Origin of the sequence: Flavobacterium sp. 102 (assembly GCF_003634615.1) — a bacterium.
Taxonomy (GTDB): domain Bacteria; phylum Bacteroidota; class Bacteroidia; order Flavobacteriales; family Flavobacteriaceae; genus Flavobacterium.
In genome coordinates this window covers 1,511,644-1,535,865 of record NZ_RBKX01000001.1, presented here as the reverse complement: position 1 = coordinate 1,535,865, position 24,222 = coordinate 1,511,644, and the positions used below count along the sequence as shown (strand labels likewise).

Annotated in this window: 17 protein-coding genes and 1 tRNA gene; 16 read left to right on the top strand and 2 right to left on the bottom strand. The window is 34.1% G+C overall.

Annotated elements, in window-relative coordinates; translation table 11 throughout:
* Nucleotides 1-68 precede the first annotated feature (68 nt).
* From C8C84_RS06715 to C8C84_RS06690, 6 genes are all read left to right on the top strand, one after another.
* Nucleotides 69-773, top strand: a complete 705-nt coding sequence (locus C8C84_RS06715) for a MotA/TolQ/ExbB proton channel family protein (protein ID WP_121312799.1) — start codon at nt 69-71, stop codon at nt 771-773.
* Nucleotide 774: 1 nt separating this feature from the next.
* Entirely contained in the window at nt 775-1,167 is a 393-nt protein-coding gene (locus C8C84_RS06710) for a biopolymer transporter ExbD (protein ID WP_121312798.1), read from the top strand.
* A 7-nt stretch (nt 1,168-1,174) separates the two neighbouring features.
* A complete protein-coding gene (locus tag C8C84_RS06705) occupies nt 1,175-1,960 on the top strand; it encodes an energy transducer TonB (protein ID WP_121312797.1) in 786 nt (261 codons plus the stop codon).
* 22 nt (nt 1,961-1,982) lie between these two features.
* Nucleotides 1,983-3,203: a folylpolyglutamate synthase/dihydrofolate synthase family protein gene (locus C8C84_RS06700; RefSeq protein ID WP_121312796.1), complete on the top strand. Its 1,221-nt coding sequence runs from the start codon at nt 1,983-1,985 to the stop codon at nt 3,201-3,203.
* Between the two features lie 83 nt (nt 3,204-3,286).
* Nucleotides 3,287-3,361: transfer RNA gene (locus C8C84_RS06695), tRNA-Val, on the top strand.
* 275 nt (nt 3,362-3,636) lie between these two features.
* On the top strand, nt 3,637-4,878 hold the full coding sequence (locus C8C84_RS06690) for a site-specific integrase (RefSeq protein WP_121312795.1): 1,242 nt from the start codon (nt 3,637-3,639) through the stop codon (nt 4,876-4,878).
* Between the two features lie 10 nt (nt 4,879-4,888).
* On the opposite strand, the gene C8C84_RS06685 is transcribed toward C8C84_RS06690, so the two are convergent.
* Both C8C84_RS06685 and C8C84_RS06680 read right to left on the bottom strand, forming a co-directional pair.
* Nucleotides 4,889-6,949: a hypothetical protein gene (locus C8C84_RS06685; RefSeq protein WP_121312794.1), complete on the bottom strand. Its 2,061-nt coding sequence runs from the start codon at nt 6,947-6,949 to the stop codon at nt 4,889-4,891.
* 84 nt (nt 6,950-7,033) lie between these two features.
* Nucleotides 7,034-7,876: an RteC domain-containing protein gene (locus C8C84_RS06680; RefSeq protein WP_121312793.1), complete on the bottom strand. Its 843-nt coding sequence runs from the start codon at nt 7,874-7,876 to the stop codon at nt 7,034-7,036.
* A gap of 302 nt (nt 7,877-8,178) precedes the next feature.
* Here C8C84_RS06680 and C8C84_RS06675 point away from each other — a divergent pair, with 302 nt between their 5' ends.
* The 10 genes from C8C84_RS06675 to drmB all read left to right on the top strand — a co-directional run bounded on the left by C8C84_RS06675 (nt 8,179) and on the right by drmB (nt 24,221).
* Nucleotides 8,179-9,867: a hypothetical protein gene (locus C8C84_RS06675; RefSeq protein ID WP_121312792.1), complete on the top strand. Its 1,689-nt coding sequence runs from the start codon at nt 8,179-8,181 to the stop codon at nt 9,865-9,867.
* Between the two features lie 107 nt (nt 9,868-9,974).
* Nucleotides 9,975-10,268 carry a helix-turn-helix domain-containing protein gene (locus C8C84_RS06670; protein WP_121312791.1) on the top strand — a complete coding sequence of 98 codons (294 nt, stop codon included), beginning with the start codon at nt 9,975-9,977 and terminating at the stop codon, nt 10,266-10,268.
* Between the two features lie 8 nt (nt 10,269-10,276).
* A complete protein-coding gene (locus C8C84_RS06665) occupies nt 10,277-11,221 on the top strand; it encodes a transcriptional regulator (RefSeq protein WP_121312790.1) in 945 nt (314 codons plus the stop codon).
* Nucleotides 11,154-11,816 (top strand): ATP-binding protein, encoded by a 663-nt coding sequence (locus tag C8C84_RS06660; RefSeq protein ID WP_121312789.1) that lies wholly within the window; start codon nt 11,154-11,156, stop codon nt 11,814-11,816. Before C8C84_RS06665 ends, C8C84_RS06660 begins: the two co-directional genes overlap by 68 nt.
* Nucleotides 11,817-11,834: 18 nt before the next feature.
* Nucleotides 11,835-12,464, top strand: a complete 630-nt coding sequence (locus tag C8C84_RS06655; protein WP_121312788.1) for a hypothetical protein — start codon at nt 11,835-11,837, stop codon at nt 12,462-12,464.
* Between the two features lie 159 nt (nt 12,465-12,623).
* Complete coding sequence (locus tag C8C84_RS06650; protein WP_233549751.1) at nt 12,624-14,243, top strand: DNA cytosine methyltransferase; 1,620 nt, start codon at nt 12,624-12,626, stop codon at nt 14,241-14,243.
* A complete protein-coding gene (locus C8C84_RS06645; protein ID WP_147406820.1) occupies nt 14,240-16,915 on the top strand; it encodes a hypothetical protein in 2,676 nt (891 codons plus the stop codon). The genes C8C84_RS06650 and C8C84_RS06645 overlap by 4 nt, the downstream gene beginning before the upstream one ends.
* The gene (locus C8C84_RS06640; RefSeq protein WP_121312785.1) at nt 16,909-18,639 is read left to right on the top strand and encodes a nuclease-related domain-containing DEAD/DEAH box helicase; all 1,731 of its coding nucleotides are present in this window, start codon (nt 16,909-16,911) and stop codon (nt 18,637-18,639) included. The genes C8C84_RS06645 and C8C84_RS06640 overlap by 7 nt, the downstream gene beginning before the upstream one ends.
* 1 nt (nt 18,640) lies before the next feature.
* Complete coding sequence (locus tag C8C84_RS06635) at nt 18,641-22,270, top strand: helicase-related protein (RefSeq protein ID WP_121312784.1); 3,630 nt, start codon at nt 18,641-18,643, stop codon at nt 22,268-22,270.
* Entirely contained in the window at nt 22,260-24,221 is a 1,962-nt protein-coding gene (gene drmB, locus C8C84_RS06630) for a DUF1998 domain-containing protein (RefSeq protein ID WP_147406819.1), read from the top strand. The genes C8C84_RS06635 and drmB overlap by 11 nt, the downstream gene beginning before the upstream one ends.
* Nucleotide 24,222: the final 1 nt, after the last annotated feature.

Below are 24,222 nucleotides of genomic sequence, written 5' to 3'. Positions count from 1 at the left end.
TCTTTTACTTCAAAAGATTATAAATATATTTACATCAATCCAATAACTATTTAAAACCTATTAATCATATGAGTTTATTTCTTCAAGCCGACTCACTTTCAGTAGCCAAAGATGCTTTAGCAGAAGTAGCACCCGTTGAGAAAACCATTTCTATTTGGGAACTTTTAACCAGTGGCGGCTTAGCCGGGCAAATCATCATGATCGCCTTATTTGTCATGCTTTTCTTTGCGCTTTATTTGTATTTTGAAAGGCTAATGGCCATTAATGCAGCTTCTAAAATAGACAACAATTTTATGATGCAAATTAAAGATCACATCTCTAACGGCAGAATCGATTCGGCCAAAATGTTATGTGCTTCCACCAATTCTCCTGTATCCAGATTAATACAAAAAGGGATTTCCAGAATTGGCAATCGATTAGAGGATATTAATACCGCTATTGAAAACGCCGGAAAATTAGAAATTTACCGTTTGGAAAAAAACACCAGTATGCTTGCGACTATAGCAGGAGCAGGTCCAATGACCGGATTCTTAGGAACGGTAGTCGGAATGATTATGGCTTTTCATAAAATGGCCAGTGGTGGAGGACAAATTGAAGTGGGTGCTTTGGCAGAAGGAATTTATACTGCCATGACGACTACTGTTGTTGGACTAATCGTTGGTTTAATTGCCTACATCGGGTACAACCACTTAGTGGTAAAAACAGACAAAGTAGTTCACTTAATGGAGCTGAACGGCGTTGAGTTTTTTGACTTACTAAACGAAAAGAAATAAGATGAATTTAAGAGGTAGAAATAGAGTTAGTCCTGAATTCAATATGTCGTCAATGACGGATATCGTATTCCTTTTATTGATTTTCTTCATGTTGACATCCACTATGGTTACCACTAATGCTTTGGATTTAGTTTTGCCTAAAGCAAAAGGAAAAACTGACAGTAATAAAAGCATCTCAATTAGCATTAACAAAGACTTACAATTCTATATTGATAAAACACCTATAGAAGAAAGTTCCATTGAGGCACAATTATTGTCACTGACTGCTAAAAATAAAGATATGCCTATTATTCTTCGCGCAGAAGAAGGCGTACCTATTGAAAAAGCCGTTTATGTAATGGATATTGCCAATAGAAATCAAATGAAGATTGTATTGGCCGTAAGACCTAAATAACTAAACCATGAAGTTTTTAGAAACCAAAGAAGAGAAAAAATCATTTGGCATCACAACGGTAATTTTTGTGATACTGCTTCTGTTGTGTTTCTTTTTTGGATTAACTTATATGGATCCGCCGCCGGAAAATGGCATTGCCATCAACTTTGGCACTTCCGATGTTGGTCAAGGCGAAGTACAACCGCTTGAACCGGTAAAATCTTCACCACAGCCGGAATATACTCCGCCACAAGAAGCGGTGGAAGATGAAGTAGCGACACAAGACAATTCTGATGCTCCGGTTATCAAGAAAACGGATGCAAAAAAGCCCGTAAAAGAAGTTAAGGAAGTCGTTAAACCCAAACCAACTTTATCAAAAACTACGACTAGTGCTTTGGAGAGTTTGATTAACGGCCCAAAAACAACCGGTGCTGAAGCCAGTCACGGCAATGATAATTTACCAGGAGATAAAGGCGACCCAAACGGTGACCGTTATGCCAATAGTTTTTTCGGTAGCGGAACGGGAAATGGATCCGGCAACGGAACCAGTTGGGGTTTAAAAGGAAGAAAATTAAGTTCTCCCGCTAAAGAAGTACAAGACTGTAATGAGTATGGAAAAGTGGTGGTTAAAATTTGGGTAAACCGTCAAGGAAATGTAATCAAAGCTGAGCGCTCTCAAGGAACCGACAACACAAGTCCTTGTTTAGTAAATCCGGCACTATCTGCGGCGCGAAAATTCAAATGGCAATCCGATAGTAACGCTCCGGAAACACAAATCGGATTTATTGTTATCAATTTCAAATTAGGAGAATAGCGAAAGCTATTCTTTTTTTATTATGACTTATAAAGAGACACTTGATTGGATGTTTAATAAGTTACCGATGTACCAAACCCAAGGCGCAACGGCTTATCGAAAAGACATCACCAACACGGTTTTATTAGCCAATCATTTAGGCAATCCCGAAAAGCTTTTAAAATGCATACACGTAGCCGGAACCAATGGCAAAGGCTCAACATCTCACCTGCTCGCTTCCGTTCTTCAAGAAGCCGGATATAAAGTTGGGTTGTATACTTCACCACATCTAAAAGATTACCGTGAGCGAATTACCATTAATGGGCAACCAATATCAGAAGAGTATGTTTGTGACTTTATCAACACAAATAAGTCATTTTTTGAAGCCAATGAATTGAGCTTTTTTGAAATGAGTGTTGGATTGGCTTTTGACTATTTTGTGGCAGCAAAAACAGACATTAACATTATTGAAGTGGGTATGGGCGGAAGACTGGATTCTACTAATATCATCACGCCGTTAGTTTCTGTGATTACCAACATAGGATTAGACCATACTCAGTTTTTAGGAGACACGCTCAAAGCGATTGCTTCTGAAAAAGCCGGCATTATCAAACCAAATATTCCTGTGGTTATTGGGGAATATGTAATCGAAACCAAACCGGTTTTTGAAGCTAAAGCAAATGAAACGCATTCCGAAATTTACTTTGCTTCCGATTTGGTTCAGGAAGATTATCCTTCGGCTTTGTTAGGCGATTATCAGTTTCACAATAAAAAAACGGTTTTACAAACTTTGAAAGTATTGCAGAACAAACAACTCCTTTCCGTTTCGGAAGAAGCAATCAAGAATGGTTTTTTAAATGTGATTAAAAACACCAATCTTCAAGGGCGTTGGCAGCAATTGGGCGAAAACCCTAAAATAATTTGCGACACAGCACACAATGCTCATGGTTTATCAATTGTTTTAAACCAATTAAAAAAAGAAAAATTTGATAATTTGCACATCGTTCTTGGTGTCGTGAATGATAAAAATTTAGAAGAAATTCTACCCTTATTCCCCAAAAAGGCAAAATATTATTTCTGCAAACCAAATATTCCACGAGGACTAGAAGCTGAGATTTTGGCAGCAAGAGCCGAAAATTTTGGACTTATAGGCGAAATATATAATTCTGTTTCAAATGCTTATGCGAATGCTACAAAAAAAGCAACACCTGATGACTTTATTTATGTAGGCGGAAGCACCTTTGTAGTTGCAGAAATTTTGTAATTTTTTTTCAAAAAACCTTGCAGGAGTAAAAAAGTAGTGTATCTTTGCACTCGCAATAAGGAAGAAATGACTTAGCGCAAGACGGGCGATTAGCTCAGTTGGTTCAGAGCATCTCGTTTACACCGAGAGGGTCGGGGGTTCGAATCCCTCATCGCCCACAAGTTTAAATACAATTAGTTTCAAAACCCCACAAATCTTACGATTTGTGGGGTTTTTTGCTTTTGTGCAAGTAGCGAATTATTCATTCAATCTTAAATCTTACGAAACAAACGCGATGCCCTTTTAAAAATCGTCACAAGGGGCATCGCTAAATTTCCTAAGACCTTACAGACAGCCGTACTAACAACCTGTTCACTCACCTGTTCAAAATTTGTACATCTTGTTTGTTATTGCTCAGAAAGATAAATTGAATAATAATTAAAAGGTTACCACCATGAAAGAAAAAATCACTTTGCATTTTTACTTAAGAAGTAAAAAAGCTGTTGCCACAGGACTATTACCTCTTTATGTCCGACTTACCGTAGATGGCGAACGTCTGGAATTCAGTTCCAAAAAACTCATTGAAAAATCCAAATGGTCTGAAGACCTGTCGAAAATGAAAGGCAACTCCGAAGAAGCCCGTTCAATAAATAGCTATCTCGATTCGATGAAAGCACACGTCACAAACATCGAGATCATGCTAACGCATAAACGGGAATCTGTAAATATTGACAACTTTAGGAAGCACCTCTTTGGCCAAACAGATCGCGACAGAATGCTTATTCCAATTTACCAAGCGCATAACGATAAGATCAAAGGGCTGCTTGGAAATGGCTACGCACCTGGAACGCTTGAACGTTTTAAGATTTCACTAAAACATCTTGAAGAATTCCTAATTTGGAAATACGATATTAAGGATATTGCCATTTCTAAAATCGACTTTGCGATGATCACTGAATTTGATTTCTATTTAAGAAGTGAAAAAAACTGCAATAACAACACAGCTGTTAAATACGTGCGAAACTTCAGGAAGATTATAAAGATTTGTCTCAATAATGACTGGCTAGAAAAAGACCCATTCGTCAAGTATGATGGAAAAATGAAAGAAGTTGAGACCGAATTTTTAACCGAGGAAGAAATCAAAGACATTTACTCAAAGAAATTCCGTACACCAAGATTGGAACTTGTGCGGGACATTTTTATTTTCTGCTGCTTTACTGGTCTTGCTTACGTCGATGTCAAAGGACTTAACCGGGATCATATAGGAATTGGTATCGATGGACAAAAATGGATATTTAAAAACCGTCAAAAGACTGACACAAAATCCAAAATTCCATTGTTGCCAATTCCTGAAGAACTTATTAAAAAGTATGCTAACCATCCAAAGTGTTTAAATGAAGATAGAGTTTTACCAGTATTAAGCAATCAGAAAATGAATGGGTATTTAAAAGAAATTGGTGACTTATGTCAAATCACAAAGGAGATTACTTTTCACATGGCCCGACACACTTTTGCGACCTCTGTAACTTTGACTAATGGAGTTCCTATCGAAAGTGTTAGTAAAATGCTAGGTCATAAAAATATTCAGACCACTCAGCATTACGCTAGAGTTCTTGATAAGAAAGTAAGTGAAGATATGCAGAACCTAAGAGCAAAGTTTGCAATACCTAATACGTCATTCGCCTCAAACGGATAAGCAGATAAATTTAAATATTATCGATACCCAAAGCTTTGAAAAAGGCTTCATGCCTTTTCTCCGAAAAATCCAACATTTGTTCATAAGACATCACCTCGATGTGTAAGTTCAATGTTGGATTTATTTTATATAAATGACCGTGCGCACTTCTTTTAAACTCATTCCATTTTATGTTATGGTCAATATTTTCTTTGTTTAGCTCGCAAATTATATAACCGAATTTCGGAGTGTTATCTTCGATATTTAATAAGTTCCCTTTATTACTCCTCGCTTTACTTTTCATTAAGTCGCGAAAGTATTTTAAGACTAGTTCGTCGAGGTTAGTTGTATCGCTTAACTCCCTGCCTGGCTTCTTAAATTCAAATACTACAAGAGAGTTAATTTTATCTAAGTTATCCGAATAAGCACAAGGCACATCGTAGATTAATAAATCCGCTTCTTTTTTACCGTCGCTTTCAATGTTTTTAATAGATTTTGTTTTAACGTCTGACGATGTATGAGTGTGAAACGTAAATCTTTCATCCAATAACCAAAGATTATGGTAATCGATGGGCATGTTATTACTTTCAGCACCCATAGTAAAAATAATGTTATGCAAATCTTTCTCCAACATGAAATTTTCATCCGTGCGCCATTGAAGGTATTTTTGAAACAGCTTAATAACGGATTTCCTCTTAATCATTAAATCCGCTAATTTGTCTTTAGAAAAGGCGGCCTCTTCTCTGAGAATGGTATGAACAATTTCACCAAAAGCTTCTTTATCGTACTCATTTTTTTTAAAAACCTTCTCAAAAGCTTTAGATCGTCTTTGCTCCAGTTTAAATTCCTTCTCGTGCAATCTTGCTTCCAAAGTCTCATCTGATGCATTGATAGGAATGTCTGTAAAAGCATTATCAACACTTAATAAATGACGATAGCGTAGCCTCGGCTTTTGCGGATTTAAAATGTACTTTTCAATTCTTTCGTTTTTTTCCTTTTCTGCTTCCTGAATATGCTCTGTAAAATTACTTCTTACATTATCGGAAATATGCTTGAACAGCTCATCTAATGAAAATTTATCGAAGTCATTTTTTGCAGCAGAATTTTCCGGAAGCATAAACTTGTTCCTTTGAGGGTGATTATTTTGATCTAAAAAATCACTTTCCACATAAATTGACAAATAATATTTTTTGTCGTCATTATAAAGTTCCTTAAACGATGGCAAAAAATTGGTGAGCGATTGTTTTTTGCCTACTTCCCTTTTATTTGCACAGAGATGGATAGAATGAGAATGTACTCCATTGTAATTCCTGACGTAACTTAAATTGAAGGATTCCGGAATATCAGAAAATTGGAGATTTGGCTCTTTCTTTTCAATTTCAATTACGGATTTATAAATGTCATTTAAAACAATTGCATTTTTGATATCGTCTTCTTCGTGTAAAATCCTGATTGTTGGAATGTTTTCTGAGCCAATAAAAAATAACAAGCAATGTTGTATAATATTATCCGCAACATGATTTATATCAATTTTTGATTTTGAAGCGTAGTTGTAGTACTCTGGAAGATAATTGTTTAATTTGACGGTTGTTCTATTGACAAAGTTACTCGCGTCATGTACCGCAGTTTCAGGGTACTTCTGTAATCCTTTTACATTGTCAAATCTATATTTTCGATTATGCATAGTTCCATCTTCAATGAAACTACTTTCAATTTCCATACTTCCAAAACAAGCAAGAACAGTATAACGACCCATTCCTTTACCGCCTTTGTTGTAATTAAAATTTGTAAATGGTGTACTGAACGCCGTTTCACGCTTATTTGTAAATCCTACGCCATTATCGATAACTGTAAATCCTGAAATCGGATGAAAATTTTCATTGTCTTCAAATTCAAGCTTTTCTTGCAGGTTTCTATGAACTTTAATTATGATTGAACCAGCATCGCTCGCATCGTGTCTGTCTTCTATACTTTGCAATGAATTGACAATAACTTCGTGCAAGGGCAATAAATACTCGTCTGGTTTAATATCGATACTATTAATTAAACCTGCGTAATTTACTTTTTGCTCGATTATTTCCATTGCTTCCATAAAATACATTTTTACAAATGTACTTAAATAGCCAATATTTTGATGATGCCTAAACAAGATATAATTATTGATCGTCTAAATAGATTACACGTTTTCATCAACCTCATCCATTCTCCTAACCAAAGTATCTCTCAAAGAATTCAAAAACTTTGTCCTCTCCGACTTCCGCGCCCTCATTTCAAAAAACGTTCTATGGAATTGCCCCAAATCAATATCAAAAGTTTCTTCAAAAAATTTAGCAGTTTCTTTTAGATCAGTGGTGCCATTATTAAAAACGCCTTCCGCGTGCAGCGCATAAATCAATTCAATCAAGGCAATCTTTGAACCTGTCCATTTTTGAATATGTCGTTCCGAAATCTTATAAGGTTCCGGCTTCGCATCCAGTTTGGCCACTTCATTCTCCAAATAAACTTTGATCTGATCATTCGCGATAATCTTGGCCACTTTAAAATCGTGCGAAGTTGTAAACCGATTGTCCGCTTGAAAATAAGAACTATCGAGAGTAAGTTTAATATCATAACGGCCACGGAGAAAATACTTTTTGTCGAGCACTGTGTTTCCGGTGCGGAAATATTTGTAAAAATCCAAATTTTCATTAAAGTAGACTTTCAGCTTATCTAGTTCAGCATTGAAGTATTTTCGCAGATGGCGATTGGCGCCAAAAGGCTTATTGCTTTCAATATTGTGAATTTCGTTATAATAAATCAATCGGCTTACGAACTGCGGTTTAATTATTTTAAAGAAATTAATTTCGTCACCTTTATTTTCGAAAGTATGGCTAATTGAAAACGTCTTTAGTTTTTCGAGAATAACAATTGTTACATTGATGGCATTTTCGGCTGATTGAATTGTGCCCGTTTTATGCAAATCAATCTTGATCAAATGTTCCTCTAATTCTGCAAGCAGCTTCGACGTAAATACTTTCATGGGGTAAAGTTTTATTGGTTTGGTACGCCAAATCTAAAATCAGAACTTCTGATTTCCAAGCCATATCTAAGACCATTAAAGAATTTTAGAGGAGGGAAAATGCAAGCATTAATTAATCCTGCAATAATATATATGACGCAATCACTTGTAAAATAAGGAATTAGTCAAATTACCTATCAAGCACGATCTTTGTCGCCAGTTTTCCATTTGTGATTATAGTTTTAATTATTATTTTTCATATCTCTTTAAACGCCAAAACATTCTGTACATGCCGCACCAAATTCTAACCGACACCATCAAGCATGAAAACAGCAAAAATCATTTTTGTACTTCTTATTATTTTAGCCCAAGAAACCTACGCGCAGCAAAAAGCATTTAAAATTCCGGACACATTAAAAAGTAAAAGCATCGATTATGTCATCGATCGTCTTGACGAAAATGAGGATGATAAATCATTAGATTCCATTTATGCCTACACCTATCTTTTAAAATCAAAAGCTGCCAATGACTACGACAATACGATAAAAGCATACAACACAGTCATGCATAAGTCTCCAAAAGAAGCTTGGTTGCAATATTGCGACAGCATGCTAGTCGTGGCCAAAAAATCGAAAACTGATTCGCTGCTCGGCTCTGCATATTTAACGAGAGGGATCGTTTACTATTATTTCAAACAAGAGCCGAAAGCACTCGATAATTTTATTATCGCGGACAGTTTTATATCCAAATCCGACAATCAATATTTAAAATATAAAACCAAATATTCTATCGCGCAGATTAAATATTATTTGGGCTATTACGAAGAAGCAATTTCACTTTTAAAGGAATGCGAAGTATATTTCAGGATTAATGAACCTGGAAAACCGCACCTTCGAACATTGCATTCCTTAAGCATGTGTTACATCAAAACGAAAAGATACGATCTTGCAACTGCAACGAACGACTTGGGATATCGCGAAGCGATAGACGTAGATGAACCATCGACCATTCCCTACCTTACAAATTCTGAAGGGCAAAATGAATACTTCAGGAAAAACTACCGATCTGCAATCGAAAAACTGCAAAAGTCGCTTGCGCCAATTACAAAAGGCAATGACTTTGCAAACGTATCAACGACCAATTTTTATATTGGGCGAAGCTACTGGGCGTTAGGCGAGAAGGAAAAAGCGATTCCATACCTGAAAAAGGTGGATGATTATTTTAAAAGCGAAAACTTTATGAAAGAAGATTTGCTCGAAGCTTATGACCTCTTGGCGCAATATTACGAAGCAAAAGGAAATCCTACCCAACAACTGAAATACCTCACTGGACTTCTAAAAGCCGAAACTTTTGTAAACAAAAACTTCAGGTATCTTTCTGATAGCATCAGCCGGAAATACGATATGAAAAAAATTATCGAATCAACTGAAGAACTTAAAAGAAAGCTATTCTTCCGTGATAAGATGGATATAATATTCGGGATCATATTTCTAATCGTTACACTTGTATTCGGATTCATCATTTGCAGGCAATACCAGCGCAGGAAACAAAGAAAACAGAAATTCAAGGGAATCATTTCACATAAAGATAGGATTGCATCGCCGGTGCCTGCAAACGAAAAAATCGTTGATGGCGACTTAATAATCAAACCTGAAATCGTTGCAGCAGTTTCCAAAAAACTTGAAAAATTTGAAGACAGTGATATTTTTTTGGATAAAGATTTTAATCTTAACAAAATGGCAGCATATGTCGATTGCAACACTCGTTATACGTCACGAATCATTTGCGAAACCAGGAAGAAGAAATACATCGAATATGTCGATGATCTGAGGATTGATTTTATAGTGAACCGTCTTAAAACCGACAATAAATATCGAAATTACACGATCAAGGCCTTAACTGAAGAAGCAGGTTTCAAATCACCTCAGAAATTCAAAGAGGCGTTTGTAAAAAGCACCGAACTTACGCCGCTGTATTTCATCCGCGAACTGAAAAAGCAGTCAACAACGTAAGAATTACTATTATTTTACAATAAATCAATCAGAACTTCGGATTAGCTTCTGAAATAAAATAAGTCAATCGCGACAATTTTGTGCCATAACAAATTAAAACAAACGTTATGGCTGTCGAAATTATCACTCGTGAGGACTTAAATGAATTCCGCACATTACTACTCAAAGATTTTAAAGAAATTCTACAATTAAAACCGCAGCAGGCAAAACAGTGGTTAAAATCTACCGAAGTCCGAAAGCTTCTGAACATTTCTCCCGGAACGCTTCAAACACTCCGGATTAATAAAACGCTGTCCTATACTAAAATTGGCGGTATAATTTACTACGCCCATCAGGATATCGAAAAACTGCTTGAACTTAACAAGGTAAGTTCTGAGCGCACGTTGTTTAATTCCAAGTAATTCGGCTTATGAATTACATTAAACATCTGACTGGCTTTTTCGATAAAGTCGCAAAAGACAAACTGCTCAATCCAACCCATGTTAGCCTATACATTGCATTGTTCCAATTCTGGAACATCAACCGCTTTCGGAACCCCATAAGCATATCGAGACATGAGATTATGCGTATCAGCAAAATCAGTTCTTTGGCCACTTATCACCGTTGCCTGAAACTTTTAGACGCGCATGGCTATATCAAATATGAGCCATCCTTCAATCCCTACAAAGGCAGTCATGTCTTCCTTTTCAATTTTGCCGACGATCTCAAGCCTACGGCGCGTAACGAAAGGATAGTTGCTTCAAATTTTGAACATGTTGATGAACAGGTAGTGAACAAGTATCGTACTAGTACTGAAACAGGTAGTGAACAGGTTAGTGAACAAGCATTAGTACCTTATATAAACAATACAAACAATACAAACATTTTAAACGATTCAAACAGCTTAAACTTGGATGAGCCAGCAAAAAAAAATGAAAATGAGAGTCTTGATTTTTTAAAAAGCAATGCTCAGGAAAAAGAAAAAAGTTCCGCGAAAAAAGAAAAAGAAAGTACTGAGTTACGAACTGATTCTTTCACCGAGCGAGAAAGCGTGGAACACGTTCAACATTTGTTTTTAAACCAAATAGAAAAACCTCCGGAAACCTATTCAGAAAAGCCATTGCCAAATCCAACAATTGAAGAAGTAATTAATTATTTCCGGGAACAAAGCTATCCGGAAATCGAAGCCAACAAATTTTTCAACTATTTCAAAAGTATCGGTTGGTTAGTTGGCGGTAAAACTCCCATGACCGACTGGCCGGCTGCAGCCAGAAACTGGATATTGAACGCTCCAAAATTTGTCAGCAATGAACGAACAGACAGGACTAGATCACTCGACACATCAGCAGGGAAAGATTATTCAGAGCCATTATAACTATGAGGAAGTTTGTGCCTGGATTGAGAAAAAAGGACATGAATTATATGGAAAGCGCTTTCGAATTATTGAAAATGATCTTCCGGTGATTTACAAACTCATCGCCTATTTCCTGAAAGACGAACAGGCAGCTTTTCAGCACAATCTCAATCTGGACAAAGGAATTCTATTGGCTGGTCCGGTTGGCTGCGGTAAAACATCACTGTTGACCATAATGAAATTCCTGACACCATTGGAGTATAAATTTTCTGTGAAGCCTTGCCGGGATATCAGTTTCGAATTTATACATGATGGTTACGAAGTAATTCACCGGTATAGCAAAGGAAAGTTATACCAATCTGACCCGAAGATTTATTGTTTTGACGATCTCGGCTCAGAGAACAATCTTAAATATTTCGGGAATGAATGCAACGTGTTAGCAGAAATTATTTTAAGCAGATATGACATTTTTATAAGCAAAAGAATCAATACACACATCACAACAAATCTATCGGCAACGGAAATCGAAACCCACTATGGCGTGCGCGTAAGGAGCCGGTTAAGGGAAATGATCAATCTTATTTCCTATGAGAAGAATACAAAAGACAAACGCTAATTATCAAAAAATTAAAATATGAAATCAATCACTTTATTTTGGGACTGGATCCGTTACAATGAACAAACTCTTAAAAACCTTAGAAATGAAAAGCCTGCTGTGCAAAAAATGTTTATCTATTGGCTTGATAAGCATTTGCATAATTACTGTGAACAGCTTGAAAGTATATTGATGTTTCCCGCAAACGAAAATGAACCGACGCAGCTTGTAATTTCGGCTAGTGGAAATCCTGAATATTTCGAACAAGTCACAACTATGATTGAGAACGCACCAAAACTAAGGAACTGGAAGTTTGTCGCATTTATTCAGCCATCACAAGATATCGATGAAATGGAAGCCGGATTAGATAAGCCCTATGTTTTCAAAGACATTATCGTTAAAGCGAGTGAACTTAAATTTATGCCGTTTGAGTACGAAGGAATCAAGAAAATTGATATGATTGTTTACTTAAAAAACTTTACTGTTCATTGTACTAATAAAAATCTACTTCATGTAGTTTTTATAATTATGCAGGATATTATTGGCGAAAAATCTTTGTTTGAAAATGTCAACTTTGTCGAATTGGCACAGATGCCAGAGGACGAAGCAAATGAATTAATTTATTTGTATGATTTAAAATTATATATAGATGAATTAAATCGTACTTAAATAAGGCTACGGAAAACCGTAAATAATTTTTGCCGTTTTATAATATATTTGAATTGTTAATTCTATCACCCTAAATTTTAGGTTTATTTGCTAGAAAAAATTAGATTTACAGTTTAAGTTCATACAATAATCTGGCTATTCTTTCTAAAGAATTAGTAAATGATTTCTAATTTAAATATGACCAATAACAATATTCCAATAATTGATTTATTTGCAGGGCCGGGTGGTTTAGGTGAAGGTTTTTCTTCCGTTTTAAGAAATGGAGAGAGGGTTTTTGATATAAAGTTATCGATCGAAAAAGATAACGATGCGCATAAAACCCTTGAATTAAGAAGCTTTTTTCGAAAATTTAAAAAAGGAAAAGTTCCAAATGAATATTATGATGTATTAAAGGAAAATGATTTACAGAAAAGAGACAATTTAATTATAACATTATTTGAGAAATATCCTAGAGAATCGCAGGAGGCAAAAAAAGAAGCTTGGAAAGCTGAGTTGGGCAATGAATCTTATCCATCTTCAACGATTGATGAGAAGATAATTAAATCTTTAAGTGGTAATACAGAATGGCTTTTAATTGGGGGGCCACCATGTCAAGCATTTTCTCTGGCGGGAAGATCAAGAGTTGGAGGAATTGACGATGACGATCATAGAGTATATCTTTATAAAGAATATTTAAGAATCATAGCTGTTCACCATCCTACCGTTTTTGTTATGGAAAACGTTAAAGGTCTCTTGTCTGCTAAAGTTAATGATGAAAAGGTATTTGACTGGATTTTGAGTGACTTAAGAAATCCTTCTTCAGTTTTCAAAGAAACTAATGCTCCAAAATATAAAATCTATTCCCTTTCTAATGAGCCTGAAAGTTTTGATGAGTTTGGCAATCCCAAATATAAGGATAATAGAGATTATCTAATACAATCTGAAAAGTTTAAAATCCCGCAAAAAAGGCATAGAGTTATATTACTTGGAGTTCGAGAGGATATAAACATCAAGCCTGAAATCTTAAAAATGGTTGTTGAAGAAACCGACTTGAAAAGTGTTATCGGAGATTTACCGAAATTAAGAAGCGGAATAGGACGATCAATTATTTCAAGTGAAATCATTAATGGCGTTAAGAAACGGGAATATAAAAATGAAATTGATTCAAAACAAAACTGGCAAAATATAATTAATAGTTTTAAAAAAGAAATCACCACTTGGAAGGGTCTTGAAAGTAACATTCCTTTTAACAATATTGAAGCAGCATCACATGGGCTAGGTTCAGAATATATTGAATATAAGACACCTTGCGCAGAAAACCCTTTAAGGGAATGGTTTGTAGATGATAATTTAAAAGGTGTTTGCAACCATGAAACAAGGACACATTTAGTTGAAGACTTGAAGCGATATTTATTTGCCAGTACTTATGCTGAAAAACATAAACGATTTCCTAGACTAAAGGATTATCAAACACACAGTAGTGAATTAATGCCAGACCATGCGAGCGCAACAAGCGGGAAATTTGCAGATAGATTTCGAGTTCAAATGCCTGATAGTGCCGCTACTACAATAACTAGTCATATTTCTAAAGATGGCCACTATTTTATCCATTATGATTCCAATCAATGCAGAAGTCTTACAGTAAGAGAAGCAGCACGAATTCAAACTTTTCCCGACAATTATTTATTTTGTGGCCCTCGAACATCTCAATATCATCAAGTAGGTAATGCAGTACCTCCTTTCCTTGCATATCAGATTGCTGAAATAGTTACAACTATTTTTAATTTAGATAAAAAATGAGAGAGCTACTAGATTCCTTTGATAAAAAATACTTTATTAATTTGGGTGATAATAAGTTTAGCCCTATTATGAAGATTACATCAGGAATTGCTTTGCAATATTGTAATTTGATTAATAATAATAAATTACCTAAAAAACCACTATTCTTATGCTTTCCTGAAAAAAAGAAAGCCTCTTTATGGACTGCAATTTCAATTTTAACCAACTTTTTTTATGAAGATTTCATTGATAATGAAGTTGACGGAATAAAGCTAAAAAAAGGTGATAAAATAAAAATTTTCGATTGCATTGCTGAAATTGAGAAAGTAATTGAAGATAAAGTCTATTTAAAGTTTAAAGATCAAGGAGGAATTCCTATAAAAAAATCGCTTCGCTCTCAAATAAGTAAAGTTCCTTCTCAAAGGACTTTAAGTTTATGGAAAAAATATACTAAAAATTTAAAAGACTCTAAAACCAAAAGAAATTCTATTTCTAAAATATTAGAGCCAAATGAATCTGTTTCAATTAATCAAAATAATCTCGACTCTAAAGTACTATTAGTTAGTGGTAGAGGAAACACAAGTACATTTATTGACTTGTTAAATAAGATAAAGATATATGACGAACCTTTGTCAAAAATATTTCCTTTAAAAAAGAATTTAATTGTAAGTCCAGATTTGAAATCTTACGTTAGCATCTTCAATAGTGATAAGGAAAAACAGTTTAATGAGTTTAAAGAATTTTTGCTTGAATTAGCAGAAATTATTCAAATAGAGGAAGCTAAATTAAAAATAGAAGAACTGATAAAATTGTTACTTGACGAACAAAAGATTTCTCAAGAATTTGATAGCGACTTTAACGCTTTTATTTTGGAATTCGAAGGCGAAATAATTCAACTTAAATTCTTGGAAAAAAAATATCCTGGAATCCAAGATGAACTTCCAATAAAATTACGAGCAGTTATCATTAATGATATAAGCCAAATTTATGAATATGAAGATACTATTGAAGGGTTTTTGGAAAAGGGTGTCCCAGTTATTTTCATTTCAAATCGGATAGTTGAAAATACGGATGAAATTGACTTTTACAAGAGATTATTCTCCAACAATCCGGAATACTTTAGAATAAATTGGAATAAAAATAAGATTGGGAAACTAATACAATATTCATCAGATATAAATTATATAGATGATGAACTTTGGCTCCAATGCAAAAGATATGCTAAACAAAGAATTGAAATCAACATAACGTCAAAAAATGAGCTAGATATTTTGACTCCGAGGCTTCTTAAACTAGTAAAAGAATTAGATAATTTTGAAACTTTGCAAAAAGCTTTTTACAGCTACTTTTATCCCTCTTTGTATGCGCTTAAAAATTCAATGAGGTCAACGGAGCAAATTACAGACCTGATATTAGAGTTTAAAGAAGTCTTTGATGCTGTTAAAAATAATGGCATTACCCAAGACGTTGCTAGGGAAATTGAAAAAGGTATTCAATTGGCTTCCGAATTTAAAGAGAACACAAAATCCTATAATCCAAATAGTAATATTTTTTCAAATGTATTAACTACATCTGCCCTTAAAAAAAATTACATCCCACTTGAGAGAATAAAAGTTAATGTACCGACCTCAAGTTCTGAAAGTATAGTATTCACTGGATACCCATATAACGAATATTCGGGAAAATATTTATTAAATTCAGTTTGTCTTGATTTTGTTCCGGATGTGAAAATAATTTGTTGGCCGAACGAGGCCTCGTTAACGACCGGTTATCTCAAAAGAAGAATTACCGCGAGTTATTTTAGTGATAATATCGCTGAAATTACGCCATTAAAGGATGAATATTTATTAAAAACCGAAATGAATTTTGAAGATGAAATCAATTCATTCCTAACAGTAGATAATTCAATACAAGTTGAAAATGTGCAGGAAGCAAATTTAGAATATTTGCACACATTTAAGTATAAGGGTTATGGCATTCCTAATCACGAAGAGAACTCCTTTACAGTTAAATGTGATATTATAAATTTTGACGATGGCAGTTTCATGTTTTTGCCAAAGCAAAGTACGGTATTAACACAAACCGAAAATAATATAGAAAAGACCACCATTTGTGAAACAAGATTTAATGACCTAAACATAGGGTATAAAATTTTTAAATATAGAAAAGATAGAGCCGCAAATAGAGAAATTTCAAAAAATGATCTAAACATTAAGTCCTGTTTTGAGAAGTTAGAAAGTTGGAAAGTTGAACTAGAAAAACTATTTACTACATCAAACAAAAATCTTGATACCCTTGAACAATTATTTTTTGCAACGAAGAAAGAATATCAATTAATGGATGGAAATCCAATTAAATCAAGTATTCAAAGATGGCTATACGATGATGAATTTATTTGTCCGCGTACGCAAAATCTTAAAATTATACTTCTCACAGCAAAGGTTGAGAATTTTGATCAAAAACTAAATGAACTTGAAAATGCTTTTAGAGAGGTAAATTCCTATACGATCAGTTTAAGTTCAAATATTAAAAAAAACATCATTAATCAGCTTACATCTAAAAATTTAACGAATGATAAATTTTCAGTTAATATTCATGGAAATGAAATTAAAGTTGAAACCAGAACCATATCTTCTTTAATCAAAAATGAAATAGAAATTGATTACCATAACACCCGAAAAATATTATGCTAATTCCAGATAACATTGAGGGCTTTGAGTCTAGTGGTGAGAAAATAATTTACCTAAAATTTAAAAATGATAAATCATGTAAAAACATGCATATACTTCATTCATTGTTTACTAACCATCATATAAAAAATAAATCTGGGGAACTTGATTTCTTAGTATTGGCACCAAACGAAGGTTTTTTCGCTATTGAAGTCAAGCATGGTGGCGTATCTAGAAAGAATGGAACTTGGTCATTTACAAATAGAAAAGGGATTACTACAACAAATACCAAAAGTCCATTTGCACAGGTTGATGGGACATTGCAGTCGATCAAAAAATATGTCCTCGAAAAAATCAAACACAAAAAGGATCTCCATGAAAGATTTTCCAAAATCGTATGGGGAACTGGGTTGGCATTTACAAGTATGGATGAATTTATTGACTTCGGGACAGAAGGGCATTCATGGCAAATTCTAACAAAACAAGGATTGAGTATCCCGATCAGCTATTACCTATCAGCATTAAGCAAGGGCTGGCATAATGAATATAAAGGAAAATATTGGTATGATATCAATATGTCAAGGCCAACACTTGAAGATTGTAAAACTTTACTAAAAATTCTCAGAGGTGATTTTGATGTAAATTATTCTGAAATAAATAAAATTAATGACAGAGAAAATCTAATTGAAGAATATACTAAAGAACAATTTGATTTATTGGATTTTGTCAATTACAATGATAGATGTATAATTGAAGGTTCAGCCGGAACGGGAAAAACATTAATGGCTCTAGAAATTTCGCGAATAAAAATTGAAAAGAAAGATAAAGTCGGCTTATTCTGTTTTAATAATAAATTAGGCGATAAATTATTCAACTACATCAGTAAAAATTTCGAAAACAATGAGAGTAATTTTTACGTAGGAACGCTTCATAGCTTTTTAACTAAATACACAAATTCAATTCCTCCAGAATCTGAAAAGGAAAAGCAAAAATATTACTCAGAAGATTTAATTATTGAATTTTTATCAAATAATGAAGATACTGACTTAGAGAAATTCGATATTCTTATTTTAGACGAAGCCCAAGATTTAATCTCTCCATATTTTGTTGAAATTTTTGACACCATACTTAAAGGTGGAATAAAAAATGGGCGATGGGTCTTATTTGGTGACTTTTCTAATCAAGCTATATATCTAAATAATCCCGAAGAAATATTTACATTACTTAGCGACAAAACATATTTCACTAAATTTCCTCCTTTAAAAATAAACTGTCGTAATACAAAAAAAATAGCTTCACAAAATACCCTATTGACGGGAGTAGATATACCTAAATTTACATTAAATGGATTTGAAGGTAATACAGTTACATGCAAATTCCCTTCATTTAACCTACAAACTAAAGTTATTGAAGAAATATTATTAGACCTCATTAACAAAAGTATCCCGTATAATAAAATTACACTACTCTCTCCGAAGCGGTTTGAAAATTCAATTATATGTGATTCTGATATAATAAATAATTTAATTAACCAGGGAGTTGAAGTCAGTACCATTCAAGCATATAAAGGATTAGAAAATACCATTATAATTCTTTTTGACTTTGAAGAAATAATTTCTGAATCTGCACAAAGATTACTTTATATCGGAATATCGCGACCAAGACTTGAATTATATATTGTGTTGAATAAATCACAAGAGGAAAACTTTAATAAACTCATTGTCAATAATTACTCAAAATTGAATTAACATGGATATAAGAGAAGAAATATTAGATGCAGTAAAAAAAGAAATAATTGGGCCATCTCTTAATCCAAATTATCGTGATGAGCAAACAGGCGAAGAACTTTTATTAGCTAGCATCCATGGTTCTCCTAAATCAAGATATGGCGGTGGTATGCTATATCCACAACAATCTATGAATAATGATAATACAGATTCAGGTGACATTAATGATACAGATTTCAACGATAATGATGAAGATGATAGCCCTGATAAAGAAAAGGATTCACAAAATAGTTTCAGCACTGAGAATGGTAGTAGTGACGAGGAACCTGTTGGTTTAGCTAATCAATACCTTCCTTCCGCAATGGGATTTACCGTAAGATTTAATTCTAAAGAAACCCATGATTCAGTCAGCCTTAAAATAAATTCTGCCTACTATGAAAAAGGTGTAAACAAAAGGCCTAAAAAGCAAATTGACAAGAATAGTGTTATAGTAATTGCCAAAAACAAAGATGGTGAAACAATTGATTCGGATTATTGGGTTAGACGACCAATTGTTAGCGAACCTATCTTATTTGAAATTAATTCGTTATTTAAAGATGGCAAAAAATCACATGATGTTACAATAAAATGTAATGAAAAAAATGATGTTTGGTTAAAATTAAGGGTGTTTAACAGAACTACCTTAAAGGATAGTGAAGAAAATTTCCACACCTACACTTTTGTCCTTATTAATGAACTTAAAGCTGAAACCGATGATGTCGCAAATGGAAACAAAATTTTATACCAAAATGAATTAATATTAACCACTGATAATAATAATCTGATTGCTCCATATAAAGAAAAAAATTTAGCCTCTGATACTGACGAAGAAAAAGAACTGAATCTGCTATATAGGAAAAAAAGAGTCTTTTCTATTGGACATGGTACATCGGTAGTCTGGGAAACCACAGCAAATAATAATATTGGTTATGAAACTGTTAGTAAAATAAGTACTTCGGTTATTCCAGTTTATGATCTCCCCCAAGTAGCGCCGACTCAACATGTAGATCTTAGTATGCTGCAACTATCTGATAAAGGTAATTGGAATGATGCAAAGAATAGTTTGAAAATATTACATGAGAAATATTCCGGTTGGATTGAGGATATAAAAAACGAAGCTGATAATTCACCAGAATTAGAAAATTATCGAGAAGCAGCAAAATTAAATATTATTAAATGCCAAAAATCATTAAAGAGAATTCAAAAAGGCATTCAAATATTAATTGATTCGGATGAAAATTCTGATGTCGTGAAATGTTTTAGGTGGATGAATCGAGCAATGATATGGCAACAACAACGTTCAAAAACAAAAATTAGAAAATGGATTAAAACCGGAAGTTCTGAAAATCAGCAATTAAGTATTGAGGGGATTAATGGGGATTACAACGAGCAAATTTTCCCATCTATAGAAGACTTTCATTCATCAAGTAACTATAATGGGAGGTGGCGACCATTTCAACTTGCATTTATTTTGCTGAATCTTGAATCTATCTTACACCCTACTTCTGAGGAAAGAAGGATAGTTGACTTAATTTGGTTTCCTACGGGTGGTGGTAAGACTGAAGCATATTTGGGTTTAACAGCATTTAGCATTTTTTACAGAAGAATTAAAGGAAAGGCTAAATGGAATTGGGAATTTTATGGCGGCACCACAGTGTTGATGCGTTACACACTACGGTTGTTAACCACACAGCAGTACGAAAGAGCGGCTTCATTAATCTGCGCTTGTGATTTAATAAGGATAGAAAATCTTAAAGAAATTGGAGACGAACCAATTTCAATCGGTCTTTGGGTTGGCGGCACTTCAACCCCAAATAAAAATGATGATGCAAAAGCCCAATTAAATTTGTTGAAAACTGATCCGAAGGCAGAATATAATTTTGTTGTAATGAAATGTCCTTGCTGCGGATCACAAATAGGCAAAGTAGAAAATATAGGTAGATTTGATAAAGTCGAGAAAGTTAAAGGACTGCATAAAGAAGATGGTAAGGATGGTAAGGTAATGTTCAGATGCGAGAATAAGAATTGCGAATACAATATTAATCCATTACCGCTTCAAGTAGTAGACGAGTTGATTTATGATACTCCACCCACATTATTGTTAGGAACAGTCGATAAATTCGCAATGATTCCATGGAAATCAGACGCCGGAAAATTGTTTGGATTTAGAAATATTAATGATAACGGCGATTGGACACGAATTTGCCCGCCGGAATTAATTATTCAGGATGAATTACATTTAATAGCTGGCCCTTTGGGGACAATGGTCGGTTTATACGAAACAATGGTTCAAACTCTTTGTAATGATTATAAAAAAACGGAACCTCCATTTATTACAGGTGATGAAGAGGACTTAATTCCTCCTAAAATTATCGCGTCGTCTGCAACTATTAGTAGAGCATTTGAACAGGTAAAAGGCATATACGGTATTAAAAGTAAAGAACAATTAAGCATTTTTCCAGCTCAAGGCTTAACTTTTGGGGATACTTGGTTCTCTGAGGAAAAATCAATAAATGAAACCGATTCTTCCGGTAGTCAAAAGTATCCTGGGAGAAAGTATATAGGTATACTTGCCTCTGGTTTTCCATCCGCCCAAACATCTATCGTAAGAACGTATGCTGCTGTTTTACAAAAAGTAAAAGAATTAGCTGAAATTAATGATTCAATAAATATAAATTATTACTGGACGCTTTTAGGTTATTTTAATAGTATCAGAGAACTTGGAGGAGCATCTTCTTTAGTTTATGGAGATATTAGAGAGAGACTTGGCCAAATTCAAAATCGTGATTTAAGAACCAACGATAAAAAAAGATATATAAACAAAATTGAAGAATTAACTAGTAGAATTAGTTCCTCTGAAATACCATCTACCCTCAAGAAATTAGAAGCAACATTTACTAATGTCAAGAACGAAGCATTAGATATTTGTTTAGCCACAAATATGGTGGCTACTGGTGTCGATATTTCACGCTTGGGGTTGATGTTTATCCATGGTCAACCAAAAACAACAGCTGAATATATTCAAGCTAGTTCTCGTGTAGGAAGAGATGTACCTATGGGACCAGGAATCATTTTTACATTATATAGTCCATCCAAACCAAGAGACAAATCTCAATATGAGCAATTCCAAGGCTACCATAGCCGAATTTATTCAAATGTTGAGCCAACTTCAGTTACGCCATTTTCTATTAATGCTAGAGAAAAAGGGCTGCATGCGGTTTTTATTGCGCTAATAAGAAATTTTTCAAGTGGAAAAATGAAAGAAACGCCGTTAATTAATGACGAATTTGACGGTTTATTAGCAATTATTTCTAAAATAATAAAAGATAGGTGTGAGATTATTGACCCGGAAGAAGTAGATAATACTATTGATTTATTAAATAAGAGGATTCGGTTTTGGAGAAAAGGTTTTCAATCCTATGGCGATGCGGGTAATTTTAAAATTTTAAATGATGATGGATATTTCCCGCTTATGTATGCCAGTAGTGCGGAAGTACGTGAAGAAATAATTAGGGAAAAAAGATCTTTACCTACTTCAACCTCCATGCGTGGAGTTGATACAGAATCTGTTCTTAGTATATATTCAAATAATAGTAATCAAGATGGCCAATAAAAGCGTAAGAAGTAGCCAACTCCTTTCCCCATTTGGAATTGGACAAATTATCAACTTTCCTAAGGAGGTATCAGTTATGGTATGTGGGTTGAATTTATGGGATGAAAAAATTCAGCAAAGAAAAATTCAAGCGGGTTATCAAAATATTGATGAGGTCGCGTTAAGAATAATTGAGCCTCGTTTACAAAAAGTACTAGGTGTCGAATATTTTATTAAGCCATTTTCATATCATACATCTGGAATTAAGAATAATTTCCTAACAATCCCTGTCGTGCGATTTCCACGGTGGCACCATTGTACGAATCATTTATGCGGCAGTATGAGGGAGGTTGAACTTACTTTTGCGGAAGAAAAAATAGAATGTGATATATGTGGTAAATCAGGCAATAAATTTAAATCTAAAATGATTCCTGTTAGATTTGTTGCAGCTTGTAGTAATGGTCATATTCAAGATGTTCCTTTTAAAGAATGGGTTCATGATGGGTCATTACCAAATGACGATAAAAATCATAATTTATCATATCATTCACTTTCAGGCTCGGGTGACTTGGGAAGTATACTTATTAAATGTTCATGTGGTGAAAAAAGGACACTTGCAGGTTTAATGAATGTTAGGAAAAATGGCGATAAAGTTTTTGATAGCGCATTAGCTAGAATAGGATTAGACAAGGAAGAAGACAAAAAATTTACTGAGGATGAACCAAATGACAATAACCCATTAGGACAGTATTGCAAAGGACATCGTCCATGGTTAGGCGTAGAAGGAATTATTGACGCGAAGCCATGTGCCGGAAAGAAACATTTACAAGTTTTAATAAGAGGTGCCTCGAATGTTCATTTTTCTGATATTGTATCGGCAATTTACTTACCACAAGTGTCATCTCAAGCCAATGAGTATGTCGTAAAGGTAATTGAGGAAAAAGGAAGAGATGAGTTAAAAAAGTATTATAATCTTGACAAAGGAACAATAATTCTTCCCGCCATACTTTCATCTGAAGCAGTAATAAAAAACAATTTAATTTCAAAGGATGAATTAGTAGCTGGCGTTATAGCAGAAATATTAGAGAATGAAATTTTAGACGAGATTAATAATTTTTCCTCTGAGGAAGGATTACGTTTGGAAGAATATCAGTACATTTTAGAAGGTAGGAATTCCGAAAATGCAGACTTTAAAGCGATTAAGAAAAAGTTTGATGAGTATTCGGAAAAAGATTTTTTAGAAAAATATTTCGAATGTGTTGTACTCATTGAAAAGTTAAAAGAAACGAGAGTATTTAGAAGTTTTGCTCGGATAGACCCTGGAAATAAAACTGACATTAGTGAATTGTCCAATGAAAATGTAAATTGGCTACCGGCAACAGAAGTATTTGGCGAAGGTATTTTTTTAAAATTCAGGGATGATGTAATTGACAAATGGCTAGAAAGTCAAGGTGATTCGTTTACAAATATAATTGATCGATATCATGGAGCAATGTTGAAAAGAAGACCTACAGAGAATCTTAAAAAAGTTAATGCTTCGTTTATTGTCATGCACACTTTCACACACCTATTGATAAAGAAACTTTGTTTTCATTGTGGATATGGTTCATCATCACTAAGGGAAAGATTATATTTTAATGATGACGATGACAACAGGATGAATGGTATACTTATTTACACTTCATCCGGAGATTCGGAAGGTTCTTTAGGCGGTTTAGTAAGACAAGGAAAAGCTAACAATTTAGGGAAACTGGTTAAAGATTCTATTGAAGACGCACGATGGTGTTCGGCTGATCCAGTATGCTCAGATATTGGTCAGTCAAGTGGGCAAGGTCCAGATAATGTTAATGGTTCAGCTTGTCATAATTGCTCCATAGTTCCTGAAACAAGCTGTGAAGAATTCAACATGCTACTTGATCGAGCTTCAATTATAGGTACTTTTGAAAATCCATCGATTGGTTTCTTTAATTAAA

Excerpts from the sequence above, each read along its gene's own strand:
- C8C84_RS06655 (WP_121312788.1), top strand. The coding sequence starts at position 11,835 with ATGAAATCAATCACTTTATTTTGGGACTGGATCCGTTACAATGAACAA.
- C8C84_RS06685 (WP_121312794.1), bottom strand. The coding sequence starts at position 6,949 with ATGGAAGCAATGGAAATAATCGAGCAAAAAGTAAATTACGCAGGTTTA.
- C8C84_RS06635 (WP_121312784.1), top strand. The coding sequence starts at position 18,641 with ATGGATATAAGAGAAGAAATATTAGATGCAGTAAAAAAAGAAATAATT.
- C8C84_RS06670 (WP_121312791.1), top strand. The coding sequence starts at position 9,975 with ATGGCTGTCGAAATTATCACTCGTGAGGACTTAAATGAATTCCGCACA.
- C8C84_RS06665 (WP_121312790.1), top strand. The coding sequence starts at position 10,277 with ATGAATTACATTAAACATCTGACTGGCTTTTTCGATAAAGTCGCAAAA.
- C8C84_RS06690 (WP_121312795.1), top strand. The coding sequence starts at position 3,637 with ATGAAAGAAAAAATCACTTTGCATTTTTACTTAAGAAGTAAAAAAGCT.
- C8C84_RS06710 (WP_121312798.1), top strand. The coding sequence starts at position 775 with ATGAATTTAAGAGGTAGAAATAGAGTTAGTCCTGAATTCAATATGTCG.
- C8C84_RS06675 (WP_121312792.1), top strand. The coding sequence starts at position 8,179 with ATGAAAACAGCAAAAATCATTTTTGTACTTCTTATTATTTTAGCCCAA.
- C8C84_RS06640 (WP_121312785.1), top strand. The coding sequence starts at position 16,909 with ATGCTAATTCCAGATAACATTGAGGGCTTTGAGTCTAGTGGTGAGAAA.
- C8C84_RS06660 (WP_121312789.1), top strand. The coding sequence starts at position 11,154 with ATGAACGAACAGACAGGACTAGATCACTCGACACATCAGCAGGGAAAG.
- C8C84_RS06715 (WP_121312799.1), top strand. The coding sequence starts at position 69 with ATGAGTTTATTTCTTCAAGCCGACTCACTTTCAGTAGCCAAAGATGCT.
- C8C84_RS06645 (WP_147406820.1), top strand. The coding sequence starts at position 14,240 with ATGAGAGAGCTACTAGATTCCTTTGATAAAAAATACTTTATTAATTTG.
- C8C84_RS06650 (WP_233549751.1), top strand. The coding sequence starts at position 12,624 with ATGATTTCTAATTTAAATATGACCAATAACAATATTCCAATAATTGAT.
- C8C84_RS06700 (WP_121312796.1), top strand. The coding sequence starts at position 1,983 with ATGACTTATAAAGAGACACTTGATTGGATGTTTAATAAGTTACCGATG.
- drmB (WP_147406819.1), top strand. The coding sequence starts at position 22,260 with ATGGCCAATAAAAGCGTAAGAAGTAGCCAACTCCTTTCCCCATTTGGA.
- C8C84_RS06705 (WP_121312797.1), top strand. The coding sequence starts at position 1,175 with ATGAAGTTTTTAGAAACCAAAGAAGAGAAAAAATCATTTGGCATCACA.
- C8C84_RS06680 (WP_121312793.1), bottom strand. The coding sequence starts at position 7,876 with ATGAAAGTATTTACGTCGAAGCTGCTTGCAGAATTAGAGGAACATTTG.